The organism is Acetoanaerobium noterae, from assembly GCF_900168025.1.
Classification (GTDB): domain Bacteria; phylum Bacillota; class Clostridia; order Peptostreptococcales; family Filifactoraceae; genus Acetoanaerobium; species Acetoanaerobium noterae.
In genome coordinates this window covers 225329-247731 of record NZ_FUYN01000001.1, presented here as the reverse complement: position 1 = coordinate 247731, position 22403 = coordinate 225329, and the positions used below count along the sequence as shown (strand labels likewise).

The window sequence follows — 22403 nt, the reverse complement described above, 5'->3', positions numbered from 1 at the left end:
TCAAGGAGGAAAAAAAATGAACGCTGAATTTATTGCTGCCTTAGAACAAATTGAAACGGAAAAAGGCATAAGCAAAGAAATTCTATTCGAGGCTTTAGAATCGGCACTACTTAATGCTTATAAAAAGAATTTTGGAACATCAAGTAATGTTAGAGTAGAAATGGATAAAGATAAAGGTGAAGTTAAAGTCTTCAGCAGAAAATCAGTTGTTAACAAATATGAATACGATTTGGGAGAAGGGGAAATTAGCGTTGAGGAAGCTCAAGAACGCTATGGACCAAACTATGGAGACGGAGATGTAATTGAAGAAGAAGTTACTCCAAAAAATTTCGGTAGAATAGCAGCTCAAGCAGCTAGACAAATGGTTATTCAAAAGATTAAAGAAGCTGAAAGAGATATTGTTTACGAAGAGTTTTTAAACAGAGAATCTGAGATTATAACTGGAGAAGTATCAAGACAAGGAAAAGGAAATGTATATGTGAATCTTAGCATTATAGGAAGCAAGGAAATCACTATATCTGCAGAAGCAGTACTTCCTCCTTCTGAGCAAATACCTTTTGAAAACTATATGCCAGGAGCTAGAGTTAAGGTTTATGTTCTTGAGGTTAAGAAGAACAACAATGTACCACAAATTTTAGTTTCTAGAAGTCATCCAGGGTTAGTTAAAAGATTATTTGAAAGTGAAGTACCTGAAATATTTGATGGTGTAGTTCAAATTAAATCTATATCAAGAGAAGCAGGCTCTAGAACAAAAATGGCAGTGCACTCTGTAGATGAAAATGTAGACCCTATAGGAGCATGTGTAGGACCAAAAGGACAAAGAGTTAAAAACATAGTTGATGAGTTAAAAGGTGAAAAAATAGATATAATTATATATAGCGAGGATCCAAAGGAATTTATATCTGCTTCTCTTAGCCCTTCTAAGGTAATATCAGTAGATGTAAATGAAGATGACAAGAGCGCAAAGGTAGTAGTACCTGATGACAAGCTATCGTTAGCTATAGGTAAGGAAGGTCAAAATGCTAGATTAGCAGCAAAATTGACTGGATGGAAGATAGATATAAAAAGTGAAAGTCAGGCCGAATTATAGGAGGGATAGGAATGAAGCAGAAGAAAATTCCTCAAAGAAAATGTATAGCCTGTAATGAAAGAAGCGACAAAAAAGCATTAATAAGGATAGTTAGAAATAAAGATGGAGAGATTTTCTTTGATCCAACCCTTAAAGCGAATGGAAGAGGAGCTTATATCTGCAAAGAGATGGCGTGTCTCGAAAAAGCGATAAAGACAAAAGCCCTGAACAGAGCATTTAAAACAGAAATTTCACAAGAAGTTTATGAAAAATTAAAATTGGAGCTGGAAAAACTTGAATCTAAGTAAAGTATTAACACTTATAGGATTTGCTTACAAAAGCAGAAAAATGGTATCAGGAGAAGGAATCACTCTAGAAGCTATAAAAAAGAATAAAGTAAAATTAGTTTTTTTAGCTAGTGATGCTTCAGAAAATACTAGAAAAAGAATCAAAGACAAATGTAGCTACAGAGATATCCCAGTAAGTGAAGAGCTAGATAGACTACAAATAGGAAATGCAATTGGAAAAGACGAAAGAGTAGTAATAGGGATAACGGATGAAGGATTTTCACAAAGCATGTTAAAATTACTAGGAGGTGGAGCCTATGCAAAAGACTAGAGTATATAAAATTGCACAGGAACTAAACATGACCAGTAAAGAACTAATTGAAAAGCTGGAAGAATTAGATATAAAAGTTACAAATCATATGAGTTCTCTTTCTATGGAAGAAGCAGAAGTCATCATTGAGCTTTTGGGGGATAAAAGAGAAGAGAAAGAGGAAAATATGACAAAAACAGAAGTAGAAGATATTAAGGACATAGAAACTATTAAAGAGCAGCCTAAACAAGAAATTGAGCCAGAGGAAATGGATTTCGAAGAGGAAGAAGCTTATGACTCAAACGCTATAATAATAGGTGATACTATTGTTGTGGGAGATTTAGCGAAAAAATTAGATATTGCTGCATCTGAAGTAATAATGAAGCTAATCAAGCTAGGTATCATGGCAAATATTAATCAAGAGATTAAATTTGAAACAGCTGAAAAAATAGCTTTAGATTATGATATTTTGCTTGAAAGAGAAGAAAAAGAAGAAGAAGCTGCTGATATAATTATCGAAGAAGATGAAGCAGAGGATTTAAAACCTAGACCTCCTATAGTTACTGTTATGGGACACGTTGACCATGGTAAAACTTCACTTCTTGACTCAATTAGAAACACAAGAGTTACAGATAGAGAAGCGGGAGGAATCACTCAGCACATCGGAGCTTCAGAGGTAACTGTAAATGGTAAGAAGGTTGTATTTTTGGATACTCCTGGTCATGAGGCGTTTACTGAAATGCGTTCAAGAGGAGCGAAAGTTACGGATATTGCAATATTAGTTGTTGCGGCAGATGATGGAATTATGCCTCAGACTGTTGAAGCAATAAACCATTCAAAGGCGGCTGGTGTTCCTATAATAATTGCCATTAATAAAATAGATAAGCCTTCCGCTAATATTGAAAGAGTTAGACAAGAATTATCAGAAAAAGGCTTACTGGTTGAAGAATGGGGTGGAGATGTTATAGACGTACCTGTTTCAGCTAAAACAGGTGAGAATATAGATACTCTTTTAGAGATGGTACTATTAGTGGCTGAAATGGAAGAGCTAAAAGCTAATCCAGATCGTAATGCTGTAGGTACTGTTATAGAATCAAACCTAGATAAAGGTAGAGGTCCTGTTGCTACAGTAATAATTTCAAATGGAACGCTTAAAGTAGGTGACCCTATTGTTGCAGGCTCATCTTATGGAAAAGTTCGTGCTATGATTAACGATAAGGGAAAGAGAATTAAAAAAGCTCCTCCATCAACTCCTGTTGAGATATTAGGACTAAATGAAGTTCCTAATGCAGGAGATCAGTTCGTTGTTCTTGCAAGTGATAAGGCAGCAAGAACTATTGCAGAAAAAAGAAAAGAAAAGATTAGAGATGAGCAAATGAAAGCTAGCTCTAAAATTTCTTTAGAAGATTTATTTGAAAAAATGCAACACGGAGAATTAAAAGAACTTAACATAATAGTTAAAGCAGACGTTCAAGGCTCTGTTGAGGCAGTTCGCCAATCTATAGAAAAGCTTACGAATGAAGAGGTTTCTGTAAGAGTAATCCACGGTGGAGTAGGTGCAATAACAGAATCTGATATAATGCTAGCATCTGCATCTAATGCAATAGTAATTGGATTTAATGTTAGACCTTCAACTGGAGCGAATACTCTTGTAGAGCGTGAAAAAGTAGATATGAGAACATATAGAATCATTTATGAAGCTATAGAGGATATCGAAAAAGCGATGAAGGGTATGCTTGACCCTGAGTATGTTGAAGAAGAGCTTGGAAAAGCAGAAATAAGATTGCCATTTAAAGTGCCTAATGCTGGAATGGTTGCTGGATCATATGTAATAAGTGGTAAAATTCTCAGAAATGCAAAAGCTCGTCTTGTAAGAGATGGAATAGTTGTTTATGATGGAACAATTGATTCTCTTAGAAGATTTAAAGACGATGTAAAAGAAGTAGCAACAGGCTACGAATGTGGTATAGGACTTACAAATTTCAATGATATCAAAGAAGGCGACATCATTGAGGCATATGTAATTAAGGAAGTTGAAAGAAAATAGCTAGATATGGCAGGTGATATAAATGAGCTATGAAAGAACTAGAAGAATTGGCGAAGAAATAAAAAAATCCATTACTGAGCTTTTAAGAGAGCAAAGAATAAAAGATATCAGAATAATAGATAGCAGATCTCTTATCTCTATAACGACTGTAGATGTAGTAAGAGATTTAAAGTATGCTTACATCTATATTAGTGTACTAGGAAATGACTCTGATAAAGTTTTAGAGGGATTTAAAAGTGCATCTGGTTTTATAAGAAAAGAAGTAGGTAAGGACATAAAATTAAGATATACTCCTGAATTAATATTTAAAATGGATGATTCGATAGAAAGAGGAGTTAATATGTCGAAGCTCATCAATGATTTGAATATAGAAAGTGGAGAGTAATTTTATGAACCAAATTATAGATGTAATTAACTCAAGTAAAACATTTATAATAACTAGTCATGTTGCACCTGATGGTGATAATGTAGGTTCTAGCTTAGCGCTTACGTGGTTTTTAAGAGCTATGGGAAAAGAGTCATATTATGTTTTAAATGATTCTTTTCCACAGAATCTAGCTTTTTTATATGGCAATGAAAAAATACTAGAATCAAGTGAATTATCTAAGCAGATTTTAAGCTCAGAGTATACTTTAATCGCACTTGACTGTGGAGATATAAACCGTCTTGCTATAGGAAAAGATATCATTAATACTGCTAGTAGCTTAATAAATATAGATCACCATCAAAGCAACAATAGGTTCGGTGATTATAATTATGTAGTTACAGATGCATCCTCAACTTCAGAGCTAGTTTATAATTTAGTTTCTAAGATTGATAGTAATCTTATCAGTCCTAAAATAGCCCAAGCTCTTTACACAGGGCTTGTAACGGATACTGGAAGATTTCAGTATGACAATGCAAGTATTAGTGCTTTTTTGATGGCAGCTGATTTGCTTTCAAAGGGAGCGGATAAACAGGAAGTTACTCGAAATATCTACCAGAGCGATTCATATGACTATGTAAGGCTTTCTGCTGAAACTGTATCTACTTTAGAAAAAGAAGGTATATTCTCTTTTATGATTCTAGAAACCAAGATGCTAGAAAAATATGGAGTAAGCTATGAAGATACAGAAGACCTTGTTAACTATACCGTGAATTTAGATGGTGTAGAGCTAGGCATTTTATTTAAGGAAAGAGGACCTAAACACGTCAAAGTTTCATTTAGGTCAAAGCAGTTTATAAATGTAAACGAAATAGCTTCAAAATTCGATGGAGGAGGACATATGCGTGCAGCAGGCTGTACTATAAATAATTCTCTGCAAGAAGCTGTAGCTATGGTTCTTAACTATATAAGGGAGTATCTAAAAGAGCATGGATGGAATCATTAATATATTAAAGCCAAGTGGGATGACATCTCATGACGTTGTTTCCTTTATAAGGAAAAACCTTAATATTAAAAAAGTAGGACATACTGGAACCTTAGATCCAAATGCTGCTGGAGTGCTTCCAATTTGCATAGGAAAAGGAACAAAACTAAGTCAGTATATCATGCAAAAGCAAAAAAAATACAGATGTGAAATGATTTTTGGAAAAAGTACTGATACACTAGATTCCTATGGAAAAGTAATAGATGTCAAGGAAACAGAAAATATAGAATTTGAGAAAATAAAAAGTATTTTGGATAAGTTTCATGGAGAAATACAGCAAGTTCCTCCAGCCTATAGTGCAATTAAAATAGATGGAGTTAGATTGTATGAAAAGGCTAGAAAAGGCCAAGAAATAAAAGAAATACCATCTAGAATGGTTACAATCTACAATATTGAGGTTATTGATTACGAGTTTCCAAGGCTGATGATTGATATCACTTGTTCAAGTGGTACCTATGTAAGGAGTCTAGTAAGAGATATAGCTGAAGATTTAGGAACTGTAGCATATATGAGCTTACTTATAAGAACTAAATCAGGCGAATTTGATATTGAAAATTCGATTACCTTAGAAGAAATAGGAAGCTTTGATTTAGAGAAAAATCTAATTTCGATATCAGACTTAAATCTAGATATGGATGATGTGGTTATAAAATCTACAGCATCAGTTGCATATATTAATGGATGTGAAGTTTCATATAAAGGGCTTTTAACTGATATAAATCCATATGTAAATCAAAAAGTCAGAGTTTTTGATGATTCAGGCCGTTTTATGGGTATTGGATTTATTAAGAATAAGGACACTGAAAACTTCTTAAAAAGTGATACTCTCTTTATATAAATTATGGAGTGATTTAATTTGAACATATATTCCAGCTTAGACAACATAGCTTTTGATAAACCTACAGCTGTTACTATTGGAAACTTTGATGGAGTCCATCTTGGGCACAAAGAGCTAATAAATAGAACCATTGCTATCGGTGAGGAAAAAGATATTTTACCAGTTATGTTTACTTTTTCGAATCATCCTTTAGAGTTTTTATACAAAAAACAGATAGATTATCTTACAAGCTTTGAGCAAAAGGTCAAGATAATAGAGCAAATGGGAATTAAAGATTTAGTCTCGGTGCCATTTGACTACACAATCAAAGATATGAGCACGGAAGTGTTTGCAAAAGAAATTCTGCTCAGTAAGCTAAATGCTACTGATATAGTAATGGGATTTGATTCGAAGCTTGGAAATGGAAGACAAGGCAGTGTTGATTATCTATATGAGGTTGGGAAGAAGCTAGGCTTTGATGTTCATATAGTACAGCCTGTTATGGTTGAAAACATGAGGGTTTCTAGTTCCTTTATACGAGAACTGATAAAAACCGGAGAAGTAAAAAGAGCAGAATTTTTTTTGGGACGAAAATATATGCTTGAAGGCAAAGTAGTTCACGGAAAAAAAATAGGACGAAAATTAGGCTTTCCAACGGCTAACTTAGAGGTGAATCAGGATATACTGCTTCCTAAACGAGGAGTGTATTTTTGCAAGATAGAAGTAGATGGTAAAACATATGATGCGGCTGTAAGCATTGGCTATAATCCAACAATACAGTCAAATAAGCCGTTTCAGGAAATATTTGTAGAAGCGCATATATTAGAGTTTGAAGACGATATCTATGGAAAATCAGTCAAACTTTATTTTATGGATAGATTAAGGGATGAACTTAAGTTTAACTCTTTAGATGATTTAATAAGACAGTTAAATAGAGATGTCCTCAGAATAAAAAATTATATCTTTACTTGATTTGTGCTATATGTTACAATAACAGATGGTTAAATAACCTATGCTGGGTAATTGGGTACCGTCCACTACTTGGCATCAGGCGCTTATATTAATGGAGGTGTTTTACATGGTAAAGGAAAGAAAGATAGAAATTATCGAGAAATTTGCAACACATGAAGGAGATACAGGTTCTCCAGAGGTTCAGGTAGCTCTTCTTACAGAAAGAATCAACGAGCTTAACGGTCATCTTCAGATTCACAAGAAAGATCACCACTCAAGAAGAGGACTACTTAAAATGGTAGGACAAAGAAGATCACTTCTTAGATACCTAAAAGCAAAAGATCTAGGTAGATATAACACACTTATTCAAAGTCTTGGACTAAGAAAGTAATCAAAAGAGCGGGAATATCCTGCTCTTTTTCTATAATAGCTTTGAAAATGTTAATTGTGTTTTATAATATATTAAAGAATAAGGTTTAAATAGGAGGTAAATATGAGCAAAATATACGAAACCTCTATTGGCGGTAAAAATCTGTCAGTAGAAATAGGTAAAGTTGCAGAGCTTGCTAATGGCGCATGTATTCTTCGCAGTGGAGATACAGTGGTTTTAGTTATAGCTACAAATTCAGAAAAGCCTAGAGACGGAATAGATTTCTTTCCTCTAAGTGTTGACTATGAAGAAAAGTTATATGCAGCAGGTAAGATTCCAGGCGGCTTTATAAAAAGAGAAGGAAGACCTTCAGAACGTTCAATTCTAACATCAAGACTGATAGATCGTCCTATTAGACCTTTATTTCCAAAAGGATATAGAAACGATGTACAAGTAGTAGCTACAGTATTATCAATGGACCAAAATGCTAATCCAGATACAATGGCTATGATAGGCTCATCTATAGCTCTTTCAATTTCATCAATTCCTTTTAATGGACCTACTGGATCTGTTTCAGTTGGATTAATAGATGGAGAATTTATAATCAACCCAGATTTAGACCAAAGAGCAAAATCTCAAATGTATTTAGTAGTATCAGGAACAAAAGAAGCAATAATGATGGTTGAAGCAGGGTCTAATGAGATTTCAGAAGATACTATGCTAAAAGCAATACTATTTGCTCATGAAGAAATTAAAAAAATAGTTGGATTTATCGAAGAAATCGTTAATGATATTGGAAAGCCTAAAGATGAGGTTGTACTATTTGTACCTCAAGAAGAAATTCTGAGCGCAGTGTCTGAATATGGAAAGCAAAAAATGAAAGATGCTATCCTTACTAAAGATAAGCAAGAAAGACTTGAAAACATGGATAAAGTTAAGCAAGATATCCTAGAGCACTTTGTGGATATTTATCCTGAAAATATGAAAGACGTAAGTGAAATTATTTATAAGCTTACTAAGGATGGCGTAAGAGAGCTTATATTAAAAGATAAAATTAGACCAGATAATAGAATGCATGAAGAAATTAGACCAATCTGGAGTGAAGCTAGTGTTCTTCCTAGAACTCATGGCTCGGCTATATTTACAAGAGGACAGACTCAGGTAATGAGCATCACTACATTAGGAGCTTTAGGAGATGTTCAAATTCTTGATGGCTTAAGTGAAGAAGAAGAAAAGCGTTATATGCACCACTACAATTTCCCTGCGTATTCTGTAGGAGAAGCAAGACCATCTAGAGGTCCTGGAAGAAGAGAAATCGGACATGGAGCACTTGCAGAAAGAGCACTTGAGCCTATGCTTCCAAGCAAAGAAGATTTTCCTTATGCTATTAGAGTAGTATCAGAGGTTCTTTCATCAAACGGATCTACTTCTCAGGCGAGCGTATGTGGAAGTACATTATCACTTTTAGATGCGGGAGTTCCACTTAAGGACATGGTAGCAGGTATTGCTATGGGCCTTATCAAAGAAGGCGACGATGTAGCTATACTTTCAGATATCCAGGGTATGGAAGACTTCCTTGGAGATATGGACTTTAAAGTTGCAGGAACAGAAAAAGGTATAACTGCAATTCAAATGGATATTAAAATAGCTGGTATAGACGAAGAAATTTTAACTAGAGCTTTAGAGCAAGCTAGAGTAGGAAGACTTCATATATTAAACGAAATGAAGAAAACTTTAAGTGCTCCAAGAGAAGAAATCTCTGAGTATGCACCTATGATTATCACAATGAAAATTGATCCAGATAAAATCAGGGATGTAATCGGACCTGGCGGAAAAGTAATCAATAAAATCATAGAAGAAACTGGTGTTAAAATAGATATAGAAAATGACGGAAACGTATTTATCGCAGCAGTTGCTAGAGATATGGGCAAGAAAGCTAGAGCGATGATAGAAAATATCGTAAAGGTTCCTGAAGTAGGACAAAAATACATGGGTAAAGTTACAAAGCTAATGGCATTTGGAGCTTTCATGGAAATTTTACCAGGAAAAGAAGGCTTGCTTCATGTATCACAAATTGATGTGAAAAGAGTAAATAAAGTAGAAGATGTGCTTTCTGTCGGAGACGAGTTTGAAGTTCTTCTTACTGAAATAGATGCTCAAGGCAGAATGAATCTTTCAAGAAAAGCTTTATTAAAGCCAGAAGAACCTGCAAAAGAAGAATAAAAGCCCTATTAATGTAATAAAGCTTGCTTATATTCAAAGCCAATTTTTTGAATTTACAATAAGCAAAAAAAAATCAGATGGAAAATTCCAGCTGATTTTTTATTGTATTAATCAAAATAATTTGTGAACAAGATGAGTGCGCTTTGAAATGGAGAAATGATATTGAGAAATAAGCAATCTTTGATAATTAATAGTTAAAATAGTATAATAATGTAAGACCTGTGAAAATATCAGCTAAGAATAAAAGTACATAATTATTAAAAGTATCTGAAAGTAGTGGATGAAAGTATGTCGAGAGTAAAGCGAAAAACACGAAAAAAGAAGAAACCTAGTCAAATAAATGAAAATCTACTTGCAGTAGGCTACATTTTTTTTGGTATTTTTATGACTTTGTCAGTTAGAACGGAATCAATGGGTATAGTTGGACAGAGCATAAAGTATATACTGCTGGGCTTGTTTTCGAAGCTATCTATATTAATAGCATTCGTTTTAATATTTTTAGGGGTATACAAGCTCATATATCCTGAAAAAATTCAATACCAAAAAATACCTAAGCTTCTGGCCTTTATTTTGACAACAGTTGTTGTCCTTATATATGGCTTACTGCAAAGGAATTTTTTACCTAGGACTACACCTCTTAGCCTTGAAAACAGCAGATTGATATTTTCTATGGCTCAAAGAGGAGAAGGCTCAGGGCTTATTACAAGCATAATTACCTATTATTTTCATGGGCTGCTTGGAACTGCAGGCACCAGTTTACTTTGCATATCCTTAATACTCTTTGTTCTAATTTATTATTTTAAAATTGATCCTGCGAAATTTTTTGAAATATTTAAAACAGGACCATCATATATTAAGGAATTTATAATAAACACAAAAGCAAAGATAACAGATTTTGTGCTAGTAGACTCAGATGAAGATGAAGATAAAAAAGCTGTTATAAAGCCACGAAAAAAACCTATTCAGCTTCAAGTTGAAACAGATGATATCGAAATTATTCATGAGACTAAAGAGAAACTAGTTAAGCCTGAAATGCCAGAAAATGAGTTGGATTTAGAAATTCCAGCAGTAATGAAAAGACCTAGAAAATTAAGTGATGACTCTTATGTATTTCCAGGGTTAGAGCTATTAAATAGCCGAGAAAAAAATCCTAAAAAAGATTCTAGTAGCAAAATGAAAAATTCTAAGACATTAGAAAGTACTTTACTTAACTTTGGAGTAGATGCAAAGGTAAAAAGTATTTCTCAAGGGCCAACAATAACTAGATATGAACTAGAACCAAGACCAGGAACTAAGGTGAGCAAGGTAACTAATCTTACTGAGGATTTAGCTTTAGCTCTTGCGGCTCAAACAATAAGAATAGAAGCTCCTATACCTGGGAAATCACTGATAGGCATAGAAATACCAAATGATACAAGTGAGGTAGTGAGCTTTAAAGATATAATAGAAAGTAAAGCTTTCAATACATCAAATGTAGATATAGCCTTTGGAGTAGGAATGGATATTGGTGGTAATGTAATAGTAGCAGACATAGCAAGAATGCCACATATGCTAGTAGCTGGAGCAACAGGCTCTGGGAAAAGTGTATGTATAAACACCTTAATTTGCAGTATACTATATAAGTACTCGCCTAAAGATGTAAAGATGATTATGATAGACCCTAAAATGGTTGAGCTTTCAGTTTACAATGATATACCTCATCTTCTAATCCCAGTTGTAACAAATATGAAAAAGGCACCTAATGCTTTGAACTGGGCAGTAGCAGAGATGAATAGAAGATACAAGTTGTTTGCAGAATCAAAAGTAAAGGATATAAATGGGTACAATGAAAAATTTGAAGAAAGACTTCCTAGAATCGTTCTTATAATAGACGAGCTTGCTGATTTGATGATGGTGAGCCCAAATGAAATAGAAGATGCAATATGCAGACTGGCACAAATGGCTAGGGCTTGTGGAATCCACCTTGTTATTGCAACACAAAGACCATCAGTAGATGTAATCACAGGACTTATTAAGGCTAATATTCCATCAAGAATAGCATTTTCTGTATCTTCGCAGACAGATTCTAGAACAATTTTAGATACTGGAGGAGCTGAGAAACTACTAGGAAGAGGAGATATGCTTTACTATCCTATGGGAGCAAATAAACCAGTGCGTATTCAGGGAGCTTTTATTTCTGAGAATGAAGTAATTAAAATCACTGACTTTATAAAAGAAAAAAATAACGTGGACATTGATAACACTGAAATAATCCAAGAAATTGAAAAGATAAAGGAGCAAGCAGATAATCCAGAGGATGAATTAATAACAGAAATCCTAGATTTTATTAAGGAAAAAGAGCAAGCCTCAACATCACTGCTTCAAAGAAAATTTAGAATAGGCTATAATAGAGCCTCTAGAATTATAGACGACCTTGAGCAAAAAGGTATAGTTGGGCCAAGCGATGGAGTAAAGCCAAGAAAGGTCTATATAGAAAACATTAAAGAAAAATAGATGGAATTTAAACGCAGGAAGGTGTAATTTTGAAAGAAATCAGTATAGAAGAAGTATTAGAATTACAAAATTCAATAATTGTAGATGTTAGAACACCGAAAGAATATGAGGAAGATCATATCCCTGATTCAATCAATATTCCAATATTTGATGATGATGAAAGAGCTATAATAGGAACCTTATATAAACAAAAGGGAAAGGAAGTTGCTGTAAAAACAGGAATAGAAATAACCTCTCCAAAGCTTCAAGATTTCTACAACAAATATTTGACTCTATCTAAGCAATATAATCAAATAATACTATATTGCTTTAGAGGAGGTATGAGAAGCGGCTCACTTGTAAATTTTTTAAATGAAATGGGTCTAAATGTTTTAAAAATTAGTGGAGGGTATAAATCCTACAGAAACTATGTATTAGATTATCTTGAGAATTTAGGTATGAAGCATCAATTCATTGTGCTTCATGGGCATACAGGAACAGGTAAAACTCAGCTCTTAGAAGCACTTGAAGAAAAAGGTTGCTGTGTACTTAATCTAGAAGCCTTGGCTCAAAATAGCGGCTCAGTATATGGCGAAATTTTTTATTCAGGTAAAGCTCCTACCCAAAAATGGTTTGATTCACGAATTGTAAAGATATTGAGAGAGTCAAAATTCAAAAATGTGCTTATGGAAAGCGAAAGTAAGAAAATAGGAAAAGTTACTTTGTGTAAGAGCTTTTGGGATACAATGACAGATGGAAAACATATTTTAGTAAATTCCTCTGCTGAAAATAGGGTAATAAGATTAGTAAAGGATTATACGAAGTATAATACTAAGGATGATGAATACCTAAAAAAATCAACTACAAGATTAAAAGATACTATTGGAACAAAAGCTGTAGAGGACTTGATTAACAAAATAGAAAACAAGGATTACGAATATGTAGCGCATTTTTTAATTCTAAATTATTATGATAAATTATATAGCTATTCTATAGATAAATACGAATATGATATGTCAGTTTCATCAGATGAAATTGATTTGGCTGTAAGTAAAATCTTAGAATACTATGATAATGCTGAAAAGGAGATATAAATGAATAAAAGTGTTTTTATTTCAACGCTTGGATGCTCAAAAAATCTAGTTGACTCAGAGGTCATGCTGAATATATTGCTCGAAAATGGATTGCAAAAAGTTGACTCTCCTCAGTTAGCTGATATAGCTGTAATTAATACCTGTGGATTTATAGAATCAGCAAAAGAAGAATCTATAAATGAAATACTGGAAATTGCAAAGTATAAGCAAATTGGAAAGCTAAAGCATTTAATTGTTACAGGATGCTTATCACAACGATATAGTGAGGAGCTAAAAAAAGAACTTCCAGAAGTGGATTCGTTTTTAGGAACCACTAGCTTTGAGCATATATACAATATAATTCAGGGATTGGAGCTTGGTGAAAATAACAGCTTGATTTTAGATATCAATCACGATTTAAAGCCCGATTCAAAGAGAAGCTTGCTTACTGAGAAGTACACCGCTTTCTTAAAAATAGCTGAAGGATGTGATAACCTATGCACCTATTGCATAATTCCCAAGCTTAGAGGTAAATACAGAAGCAGAAAGCTAGAGGATATAGTAAAGGAAGCAAAAGAGTTAGCAGCTAGTGGGGTAAAAGAAATCATTATCATAGCTCAAGACACAACAAAATATGGACTCGATATTTATAACGAAAAAAGCTTGCCTAGACTGCTTAGAGAGCTAAATACAATTGAAGACTTAAACTGGATTAGATTCTTGTATTCCTATCCAGAAGATATAGATTTAGACCTTATACTTGCAGTCAAAGAATCTGACAAGGTATGCTCATATTTCGATATGCCAATTCAGCACAGTCATGACCAAGTTCTAAAAAGAATGAATAGAAAAACTACTGGAAAGCACATCGAAGACACAATAGCATTAATCAAAGCTCACATTCCAGAGGCTGTACTTAGAACGACGCTAATAACGGGTTTTCCTGGAGAAACAGATGAGGAATTTGATGCCCTTTATGATTTTGTCAAAAAAATTGAATTCGATAGACTTGGAGTGTTTGCATATTCTAAAGAAGAAGGAACGCCAGCTGCTATTATGAGTGGTCAAGTTGCAGAAGAAATAAAAGAAGAGAGAAAAAATAAAATAATGCAGTTACAGCAAGAGATTTCTTTAAGGAAAAATCAAGCTCTTATAGGTAAAGACTTCGAAGTTATAATAGAAAAAGAAATTGAGCCAAATTTATATGAAGCTAGAAGCTACAGGGATGTACCAGAAATAGATGGAATTATATATGTCAAAGCTTTAGCTTCACATAATGAAGGTGAATTTACAAAAGTAACTATAAAAGATGCTATGGAATATGATTTACTAGGAGATGAAATAATATGAATATAGCAAATAAGTTGACACTTTCCAGAATGATAATGGTGCCATTTTTCTTAGTAGCAGTATATTTCGAAAAAGATTCTCAGGTTTTACCTATTTCAGCTATTATATTTGCTGTTGCATCATTTACAGATTTTTTGGATGGATACTTGGCTAGAAAGTATAATTTGATTACTGATTTTGGAAAGTTTATGGATCCTCTAGCTGATAAAGTTTTAGTTGTTGCAGCTCTTGCGGTATTAGTAGAAATGAATTTGATTCCAGCATGGATGATTGTTCTCATAATAACTAGAGAATATGCTGTGAGCATACTTAGAGCTATAGCTGCTAATACTGGTCAAGTAATTGCGGCTTCACAAGGTGGAAAAGCTAAAACAGTATCTCAGATAATTGCAGTTTTAATGCTTTTATTAAATATAAAATACGGAATATACGTAATGTGGATTGCTGTAATCCTTACATTTGTTTCTGGAATGGACTATTTAATGAAAAACAAAAAACTTATATCCCAAAAATAAACCATTGGTTGACGAACATATATTTGTGATATATAATCATATTAGAACTTATGTTCGATAGAAAGGTGGAGTATAAATGGATGAAAAACGTATGGAAGAAAAACGTAAAGCATTAGATGCAGCTATAGCTAAAATAGAAAAAGACTTTGGAAAAGGCTCTATAATGACCTTAGGCGAAAACGCAAAAATGAATATAGAAACTATATCTACAGGCTCGATTGGACTTGATGTAGCAATTGGTATAGGGGGTCTACCGAAAGGTAGAATCGTTGAGATATATGGACCTGAATCTTCAGGTAAAACTACTGTGGCTCTTCATGCAGTAGCTGAAGCTCAGAAACTAGGTGGCATAGCTGCCTTTGTAGATGCAGAGCATGCTCTTGACCCTGTATATGCAAAAGCATTAGGTGTAGATATAGATAAGCTGATAGTATCACAGCCAGATACTGGGGAGCAGGCACTTGAAATTACAGAATCCCTAGTTAGAAGTGGTGCTATAGATATAATTGTTGTAGACTCGGTAGCGGCTCTTGTACCTAAAGCCGAAATCGAAGGAGAAATGGGAGATTCTCATATAGGACTTCAAGCTAGACTTATGTCACAAGCGCTTAGAAAGCTAGCTGGCTCTATCAATAAATCCAAAACAATAACTATTTTTATCAACCAGCTTAGAGAAAAAGTAGGCGTTATGTTTGGAAATCCAGAAACTACAACAGGAGGTAGAGCACTAAAATTCTACGCCTCTGTTAGATTAGATGTAAGAAAAATAGATGTTATCAAGCAAGGTGACACTATGCTAGGAAGCAGAACGAGAGTTAAGGTTGTCAAAAATAAAGTAGCTCCGCCGTTCAAACAATGCGAATTTGATATCATGTACGGTCAAGGAATATCTAAAGTTGGAGAGCTTGTTGATATAGGTGCAAACTTAGATATTATAAAAAAATCTGGGGCTTGGTATAGCTATAATGAAGAAAGATTAGGACAAGGAAGAGAAAATGTTAAGCAATTTTTCATGGAAAACCCAGAGCTTATGAACGAAGTTGAATCAAAGGTAAGAGAGTATTTTAATATTAATACTTCTCCTATTGAGATTGCAAAAACTGATGTTGACGATTCAAAAGATGAGTAATCGAATAATTATATATTCTATAATGCTTTAATTTAATATACAACTAATCAAAAAAAGCTCCAGATGGAGCTTTTTTGCATATCCTGTAAAATAGTGCATTCTTGACACAAAGCCATATAAATATTAAAATTAGAGGTGATATACACCTTAAAAAATATAAAAAAGGAGGTGGCTATAATTATAACTATAACAAACGCAATACTAATTGCACTTGTAACTGCAATCATAGCAGCATTTATAGGATATATGGCCAGAAAGAAAATTGCAGAAGGCAAGATTAACCAAGCCGAAATAGTAGCTAAAGAAATTGTTGAAAAAGCTGAAAAAGACTCTGAAACAGTAAAAAAAGAAAAATTAATTGAGGCAAAAGAAGAAGTTCACAAAATGAGAAATGAATTTGATCGTGATTATAAAGAAAGACGATCTGAGCTTCAAAAATTTGAAAAAAGACTTATCCAAAAGGAAGAGCATTTAGATAAAAAAATAGCTCAACAGGAAGATAAGGAAACAAAATTATCAGAGAAACTAAAAACGATTACTGAAAAAGAAAACCAAATTGAAGAAATCAAAACTCAGCAACTAGAAAAATTAGAGGGAATTTCTAATTTGACAACTGAAGAAGCTAAAAGTCAAATTTTAGCTAATGCTGAAAGAGAAGTAAGACATGATTTAGCTCTAAAAATCAAAGAGCTAGAGCATGAAGCTAAGGATGAAGCAGACAAAAAAGCTAGAGAAATAGTAGCCTATGCTATTCAAAAGTGTTCTGCAGATCACGTAGCTGAAACAACTGTAAGCGTTGTGAGTCTACCAAATGATGAAATGAAAGGTAGAATCATAGGAAGAGAAGGAAGAAATATAAGAACCCTTGAAACACTTACTGGAGTTGATTTAATTATCGATGATACGCCTGAAGCTGTAGTATTATCAGCATTTGATCCTATAAGAAGAGAGGTAGCGAGAATAGCCCTTGAAAAGCTTATAGCAGATGGAAGAATTCATCCTGCTAGGATTGAAGAGATGGTAGAAAAAGCTAAAAAGGAAGTAGACAACATAATTAAAGAAGAAGGCGAGAAAGCCGTTTTCGAAACTGGAGTATATGGACTTCACCCTGAACTTGTTAAGCTACTTGGTAGATTAAAGTACAGAACAAGCTATGGACAAAACGTATTGAAACATTCTATTGAGATTGCTCATCTATGTGGAATCATGGCAGCTGAAATTGGCTCAGATGTAAAGCTAGCTAAAAGAGCTGGTTTACTTCATGATATAGGTAAAGCAGTAGACCATGAGATGGAAGGAACACACGTAGAAATCGGAATGGATCTATTAAGAAGATATAAGGAGCCTAAAGAAGTAATCCACGCTATGTCTACACATCATGGGGATTATGAACCTCAGTCAGTAGAGGCAGTTCTAGTGACGGCAGCAGATGCAATATCAGCAGCTAGACCAGGAGCAAGAAGAGAAACTTTAGAAGCTTATATCAAGAGACTTGAAAAACTTGAAGAAATTGCGAATTCTTATGAAGGTGTAGAAAAATCTTATGCGATTCAAGCAGGAAGAGAAGTTAGAATCATCGTTAAGCCTGACAACGTTACTGATGATTTCCTACCACTATTAGCAAGGGATGTAACCAAGAAGATTGAAAGCGAAATGGAATATCCAGGGCAAATAAAAGTAAGTATAATTCGTGAAACAAGAGCAGTTGATTACGCTAAATAAATATGATTTCAATAGGGACTCGCAAGAGTCCCTTTTTTAGTGTAAGATAATAGAAAGCGAGCAATCAGGAGGAGATATATGAAACTTTATTCGAGTAATATAATATCCGACGTTGAAGCATTAAGAGTAAAAGACAGTGAGAGAGAGTTCTATAAGCATCTTAAAAATAAGCTTTCAGGAATTGGCATAACAAAAATAACCCCATTTGAAAACTTCTATGCAGACTTATATTATGAAGAAAATGGACATGTTTTATTTATAAAATTTATGGACACACAAGAAGAGACATTTTCAATACTTGAAGAAGAGCTCATTGAGATTATGAAGGAAGAGCACGATTACTTCATAAGTAAAATCAATGGGTTATACAAAAATTTATATGTGAATTATATATATATAATGCCATATGTAGACTTATCCTCTTATAAAGACGATTTTGCAAAAGCTCATATAGTAGATTCAAATATATTTTATTTGCTAAAAGAAGATAGTATCCAGCTTAAAAAATATTATTCTAAGAAGAATGATGATATTCAATCGAATTTACTTAGGTATAGTATTGCGAGAGAATACCATGTGATAAAAAAAGAGGATGATAAAAGAATTTTAAATAAAGAATTTAAAAAGATTATTTTTAATTATAAGGACCATGAATATCAAGCAACTTTCTTGACTGATAAGCAAATCACTAGAGTAAATTCAATTAGATATGGAAATGCTCTTTTTATAGGGCCGGCGGGTTCAGGTAAAACAACTACACTTATAGCAAGGCTGATTAAATTATCTAGGATATATGATAAAGATAGATTCCTGTTTTTGACTTTCAATAAACAGCTGATGCAAGACATTAGATCGACCTTAGATATGATGGGATTAAAGCTAAACAATGTTGAAATAATAAATTTCCATAGCTACATTCTAAATTTATCTAAAAACTATGGTCTGAAGGTAGATAAAAATAATCCAAAATCCTTTGATGAACAATTTGAAACCATATTTACAAAAACAAGCCAGATTTATAAAAGCCAGCATATCTATAAAGGAATTATTATCGATGAGGCTGAAAATTTTAAGGAAGATTATATCCAGTTTCTTAAAAATTTACTTTATAGAACTAAGCATTTTTTTATGATTTCCTCTGATAAAGCAAAGGATATAAGGGGATTTATGAATAACTTTACTGGTGGCTGGGAGAACTTGGAGTATGCGGAAATAGCAGAATTTAATAAAAATTATAGATGCACAAAAAATCTCTCGGAGTTTACGAACAACTTTATAGATAATGTAACAAAATATATAGATGAAAAGAATTTGATTTTGCCTGAAGATTACTATATCAAGAGCACATCTCAAAGGCATAAAGGACAAACTGCAAATATAATTAAATGTGATACAGTAGAGGATAAGCTTAAGCATATAACTGAGCTTATATCAAAGCTCACAGATAAGGGCATAAAATACAGCGATATCTGTATTATCTATCCATTTAACAAGAGAAGGACAAAAAATAAATCTGTTATATACTTTCAGTATCTATTAAAGATGGCTTTAGAAGAGGCTGGAATTGCTTTTATGATAGCAAATGAGGACTTTACTAACCTGACCTATAAATCAGGTATAACAATATCAAACATATTTTCTATAAATAATTTAGAATATAAGGTTGTAATTCTTTGCGAATTGGAAATGCTTTATGCTCACAGCTTAGCTAATGAGTATTCATATACGGATGCTTTGTCATTTATAAAAAACATAAATATGGTGTATACTGCCATAACTAGGGCAACAGAGGAACTCTATATTTTCACTTTGATGGAGGACTCAGACAGCACTATATTATCATTGTTAAAAAAACCATAAATTTTATTCTTTATAATTGAATATTCTGAAAATAACCACTATAATTTAACTAATACATATATTAGGAGGGATTATAGTGGACTATTATTCTTTTGAAAGAACTAAAATGATGTTAGAGTATAAGAAAAATAAAAACAGAGGCTTCACATTAATAGAACTAGTTGCTGTAATTACCCTACTAATGCTACTAGCATCATTAGCACTTCCAAAATACACTGAGATAGTAGACAAGCAAAGGCTTAAAACAGATGCATCAACTGCAGTCCAATTAGCTAGCATTGCTGAGACTTGGTATTTAGAAAACAAAACATCCTCAACTTTTGATGTATCTAAATTGACAGATCACATAAAAAAAGTATATGGAGGAATTGAACCAAAGTCACAGTATTTAAAGGATAAAACTTTTTCTGTATCTCTTAATGATGGAAAAGCAACGGTTAAGCTAGAATCGATAGAATTTGTTAAGGACGGTATTTTTAATGAAGCCTCTATAGAGACTACGGATTTAACTCCTACACCTGTAGAAGAGTGAGGCAGGTAAAATGATAAACTTAAAATACTATAATGAACAAAGTAATAGCATTTGTGAAACTATAGCAGATTATAAAGTGAATTATAATAATTCTATATTAAATGATAAGGTTGAAGAAATACTCGATTTTATTTTAAAAAGTGCTATTGAGCTAAACGCAAGTGATATACATTTGGATTTAATAAGCACTTCAATGACAGTGAAATTTAGGATTGATTCGCTTTTAAGAACCTTTGTAGTTTTAGATAGTAGATATTCTAATCAGATTATTCGTTTTATAAAATTAAAATGCAATATAGATATCAGTAAAACTCTGCACCCACTAGAAGGAAGATTCAGCCTCGAAGTTTCAAAGCTATCGATGGACTGCAGAATTTCAATAATACCAACGATTAAAGGCGAGAAGCTGACAATTCGATTATTAAATGTCAAAGATTATGGATGGAATGTAGAACAAATTGGATTCAATATAGAAGAATTAAACATAATTAAAAGAAAAATAAATGCACTAAACGGATTTATTTTAATTTGCGGACCTACTGGAAGTGGTAAGTCTACTACCTTATGCGCATTAATAAATGAAATCAACGATGGAACAAAAAACATTATAACTATCGAGGACCCAGTCGAATATTTTATTGATGGTGTAGTTCAAGTAAATATAGCAAAAGGTGAAAATTACAGATTTAGCAATATGCTAAAGTTTTCGCTTAGACAAGATCCGGATGTACTCATGATAGGAGAAATAAGAGATCAAGAAACAGCTGATATAAGTCTTAAAGCAAGTATTACAGGCCATCTGGTTTTTTCTACTATACATACAAAAAGCTCTATAGGTGTAGTTGAAAGGCTTATTGATTTAGAGATGCAGCCATATATGGTGGCGGATGCAGTATCACTTATTATAAACCAAAGATTAGTTAGAACCCTATGCAACAAATGCAAAACAATAGATAGCTCAAACTATAATAATTTATTTGATGGAGTACCTATCTATAAGCCCTTAGGATGTCAAGAATGCCTAGGAACAGGATATAAAGGAAGAAAAGCAGTATTTGAAATTTTAGAGATTACAAGTGATGATTCTGAGCTTATAAGAAATAAGCAATGGAGCAAATTAGAAAATAAATTTATCTCTCTTGAGACTAAAATTTTGGACATGATAAAAAGGGGTGATACTTCTGTTGAAGAAGGATATCGTTACATCTTTTAAGCCTTTATTCGAAGTAAAAAAATTATCTTATGAAGATAAAGCCAAGCTTTTTGAAAACTTCGCTATTCTACTTAAAAGTGGAATTCCCATAGTTAAAAGTCTTGATATTATTAAGCAGCAAGGTGAAAAATTAAAATTTTTAGATATCGTCAAGGAAAACCTTTTCTTAGGAAAATCTCTTAAATTTTCGATGGAGCAGACTTCATGCTTTGATGAGCTTTCTCTTACCTTAATAGAAGTTGGAGAAAAAACCGGAAAATTAGATGAAGCCTTTTTAAGAATGTCTAAATATTACAAGCATATGGATGAAATGTATAAAGATGTGAAAAGTGCTTCTTATTATCCGATATTTATTCTATCAATGCTGCTTTTTCTTTTTGGATTTATAATATTTTATTTCATCCCAAATATCATTTCCCTTTATGGTGGAGAAATACCTAAAATCGGAGGCTGGGCGGAGCTTCTTATTAGCCATAGTCTTTTTATCAAAGAGTATTTTATGGAGCTATTTCTTACTTGTTCAATCTTAATAGCGTTAATTATAAAGCTAGTTATCGTAAGTATAAATCCCTTGTTTTTTTCACAAATAAAATTCAAATTACCCTTAGTGGGAAACTTAATTTTCAAGCAGTCACTTAATAATTTGGTTTGGGCCTTGGAAACAATGTTAGGGTCTGGGGTGGACATTCTCAATGCATTATCTGTTTTGGAAAATGTAACTAATGATCCTGTGGTATTGAGTAAACTAAAAATAATTCAAACAAGTGTACTAGGTGGAAATAGCTTAAGTGATAGTATAGTTGATGCAAAAATATCTGAACCTAATTTGCTTTATTTTGTAAATATAGGAGAAGAAACTGGCGATTTAGAAAATAGGTTGAATAATTTGAGCTACCTATATACGCAAGAAATAAAACGAAAAAGTAAAGAACTTACTTCAATGGCGCAACCTGTATTTATAACGATAATAACCTTAGCGATAGGCATAACTATGCTTACAATTATAATGCCACTTCTTGATTATGAGTTACTGTATAAAATATAGGAGAAAAAG

20 protein-coding genes are annotated in these 22403 nt (G+C 33.1%); all 20 read left to right on the top strand.

Annotated elements, in window-relative coordinates; genetic code table 11:
• The first annotated feature begins 16 nt into the window (after positions 1-16).
• The 20 genes from nusA to B5X47_RS01110 all read left to right on the top strand — a co-directional run bounded on the left by nusA (position 17) and on the right by B5X47_RS01110 (position 22394).
• Positions 17-1090 (top strand): transcription termination factor NusA, encoded by a 1074-nt coding sequence (gene nusA / locus B5X47_RS01205; protein WP_079588406.1) that lies wholly within the window; start codon positions 17-19, stop codon positions 1088-1090.
• 11 nt (positions 1091-1101) lie between these two features.
• Entirely contained in the window at positions 1102-1377 is a 276-nt protein-coding gene (gene rnpM, locus B5X47_RS01200) for an RNase P modulator RnpM (RefSeq protein ID WP_013361905.1), read from the top strand.
• Positions 1364-1687, top strand: coding sequence for a L7Ae/L30e/S12e/Gadd45 family ribosomal protein (locus tag B5X47_RS01195; protein ID WP_079588405.1), 324 nt, complete (start codon positions 1364-1366; stop codon positions 1685-1687). The genes rnpM and B5X47_RS01195 overlap by 14 nt, the downstream gene beginning before the upstream one ends.
• Positions 1674-3713 (top strand): translation initiation factor IF-2, encoded by a 2040-nt coding sequence (infB, locus tag B5X47_RS01190; protein ID WP_079588404.1) that lies wholly within the window; start codon positions 1674-1676, stop codon positions 3711-3713. The genes B5X47_RS01195 and infB overlap by 14 nt, the downstream gene beginning before the upstream one ends.
• Before the next feature lie 22 nt (positions 3714-3735).
• Entirely contained in the window at positions 3736-4098 is a 363-nt protein-coding gene (gene rbfA / locus B5X47_RS01185; protein WP_079588403.1) for a 30S ribosome-binding factor RbfA, read from the top strand.
• 4 nt (positions 4099-4102) lie between these two features.
• Positions 4103-5083, top strand: coding sequence for a DHH family phosphoesterase (locus B5X47_RS01180; RefSeq protein WP_079588402.1), 981 nt, complete (start codon positions 4103-4105; stop codon positions 5081-5083).
• Positions 5067-5960 carry a tRNA pseudouridine(55) synthase TruB gene (truB, locus tag B5X47_RS01175; protein WP_079588401.1) on the top strand — a complete coding sequence of 298 codons (894 nt, stop codon included), beginning with the start codon at positions 5067-5069 and terminating at the stop codon, positions 5958-5960. The genes B5X47_RS01180 and truB overlap by 17 nt, the downstream gene beginning before the upstream one ends.
• 18 nt (positions 5961-5978) lie before the next feature.
• Positions 5979-6911 carry a bifunctional riboflavin kinase/FAD synthetase gene (locus tag B5X47_RS01170; RefSeq protein WP_079588400.1) on the top strand — a complete coding sequence of 311 codons (933 nt, stop codon included), beginning with the start codon at positions 5979-5981 and terminating at the stop codon, positions 6909-6911.
• A gap of 106 nt (positions 6912-7017) precedes the next feature.
• Positions 7018-7281 carry a 30S ribosomal protein S15 gene (rpsO, locus tag B5X47_RS01165; RefSeq protein ID WP_079588399.1) on the top strand — a complete coding sequence of 88 codons (264 nt, stop codon included), beginning with the start codon at positions 7018-7020 and terminating at the stop codon, positions 7279-7281.
• A 102-nt stretch (positions 7282-7383) separates the two neighbouring features.
• Positions 7384-9483 (top strand): polyribonucleotide nucleotidyltransferase, encoded by a 2100-nt coding sequence (locus B5X47_RS01160; RefSeq protein WP_079588398.1) that lies wholly within the window; start codon positions 7384-7386, stop codon positions 9481-9483.
• 288 nt (positions 9484-9771) lie between these two features.
• The gene (locus B5X47_RS01155; RefSeq protein ID WP_079588397.1) at positions 9772-11976 is read left to right on the top strand and encodes an FtsK/SpoIIIE family DNA translocase; all 2205 of its coding nucleotides are present in this window, start codon (positions 9772-9774) and stop codon (positions 11974-11976) included.
• Between the two features lie 29 nt (positions 11977-12005).
• Positions 12006-13049 (top strand): tRNA 2-selenouridine(34) synthase MnmH, encoded by a 1044-nt coding sequence (mnmH, locus tag B5X47_RS01150; protein ID WP_159446361.1) that lies wholly within the window; start codon positions 12006-12008, stop codon positions 13047-13049.
• The gene (rimO, locus tag B5X47_RS01145; RefSeq protein WP_079588395.1) at positions 13050-14378 is read left to right on the top strand and encodes a 30S ribosomal protein S12 methylthiotransferase RimO; all 1329 of its coding nucleotides are present in this window, start codon (positions 13050-13052) and stop codon (positions 14376-14378) included.
• Positions 14375-14893 carry a CDP-diacylglycerol--glycerol-3-phosphate 3-phosphatidyltransferase gene (pgsA, locus tag B5X47_RS01140; RefSeq protein ID WP_079588394.1) on the top strand — a complete coding sequence of 173 codons (519 nt, stop codon included), beginning with the start codon at positions 14375-14377 and terminating at the stop codon, positions 14891-14893. The genes rimO and pgsA overlap by 4 nt, the downstream gene beginning before the upstream one ends.
• A gap of 76 nt (positions 14894-14969) precedes the next feature.
• Positions 14970-16022 carry a recombinase RecA gene (gene recA / locus B5X47_RS01135; protein ID WP_079588393.1) on the top strand — a complete coding sequence of 351 codons (1053 nt, stop codon included), beginning with the start codon at positions 14970-14972 and terminating at the stop codon, positions 16020-16022.
• A gap of 180 nt (positions 16023-16202) precedes the next feature.
• Positions 16203-17744: a ribonuclease Y gene (gene rny, locus B5X47_RS01130; RefSeq protein WP_041487447.1), complete on the top strand. Its 1542-nt coding sequence runs from the start codon at positions 16203-16205 to the stop codon at positions 17742-17744.
• A gap of 78 nt (positions 17745-17822) precedes the next feature.
• Positions 17823-19604, top strand: coding sequence for a DEAD/DEAH box helicase (locus B5X47_RS01125; RefSeq protein ID WP_079588392.1), 1782 nt, complete (start codon positions 17823-17825; stop codon positions 19602-19604).
• Positions 19605-19680: 76 nt separating this feature from the next.
• The gene (locus tag B5X47_RS01120; protein ID WP_079588391.1) at positions 19681-20136 is read left to right on the top strand and encodes a type II secretion system protein; all 456 of its coding nucleotides are present in this window, start codon (positions 19681-19683) and stop codon (positions 20134-20136) included.
• A gap of 10 nt (positions 20137-20146) precedes the next feature.
• Positions 20147-21349, top strand: coding sequence for a GspE/PulE family protein (locus B5X47_RS01115; protein WP_079588390.1), 1203 nt, complete (start codon positions 20147-20149; stop codon positions 21347-21349).
• Complete coding sequence (locus tag B5X47_RS01110) at positions 21321-22394, top strand: type II secretion system F family protein (protein WP_159446360.1); 1074 nt, start codon at positions 21321-21323, stop codon at positions 22392-22394. The genes B5X47_RS01115 and B5X47_RS01110 overlap by 29 nt, the downstream gene beginning before the upstream one ends.
• Positions 22395-22403 lie beyond the last annotated feature (9 nt).

Coding starts and splice junctions, on each gene's coding strand:
- nusA (WP_079588406.1), top strand. CDS start 17: ATGAACGCTGAATTTATTGCTGCCTTAGAACAAATTGAAACGGAAAAA.
- rnpM (WP_013361905.1), top strand. CDS start 1,102: ATGAAGCAGAAGAAAATTCCTCAAAGAAAATGTATAGCCTGTAATGAA.
- infB (WP_079588404.1), top strand. CDS start 1,674: ATGCAAAAGACTAGAGTATATAAAATTGCACAGGAACTAAACATGACC.
- rbfA (WP_079588403.1), top strand. CDS start 3,736: ATGAGCTATGAAAGAACTAGAAGAATTGGCGAAGAAATAAAAAAATCC.
- B5X47_RS01180 (WP_079588402.1), top strand. CDS start 4,103: ATGAACCAAATTATAGATGTAATTAACTCAAGTAAAACATTTATAATA.
- truB (WP_079588401.1), top strand. CDS start 5,067: ATGGATGGAATCATTAATATATTAAAGCCAAGTGGGATGACATCTCAT.
- rpsO (WP_079588399.1), top strand. CDS start 7,018: ATGGTAAAGGAAAGAAAGATAGAAATTATCGAGAAATTTGCAACACAT.
- B5X47_RS01160 (WP_079588398.1), top strand. CDS start 7,384: ATGAGCAAAATATACGAAACCTCTATTGGCGGTAAAAATCTGTCAGTA.
- B5X47_RS01155 (WP_079588397.1), top strand. CDS start 9,772: ATGTCGAGAGTAAAGCGAAAAACACGAAAAAAGAAGAAACCTAGTCAA.
- rimO (WP_079588395.1), top strand. CDS start 13,050: ATGAATAAAAGTGTTTTTATTTCAACGCTTGGATGCTCAAAAAATCTA.
- pgsA (WP_079588394.1), top strand. CDS start 14,375: ATGAATATAGCAAATAAGTTGACACTTTCCAGAATGATAATGGTGCCA.
- recA (WP_079588393.1), top strand. CDS start 14,970: ATGGATGAAAAACGTATGGAAGAAAAACGTAAAGCATTAGATGCAGCT.
- B5X47_RS01125 (WP_079588392.1), top strand. CDS start 17,823: ATGAAACTTTATTCGAGTAATATAATATCCGACGTTGAAGCATTAAGA.
- B5X47_RS01115 (WP_079588390.1), top strand. CDS start 20,147: ATGATAAACTTAAAATACTATAATGAACAAAGTAATAGCATTTGTGAA.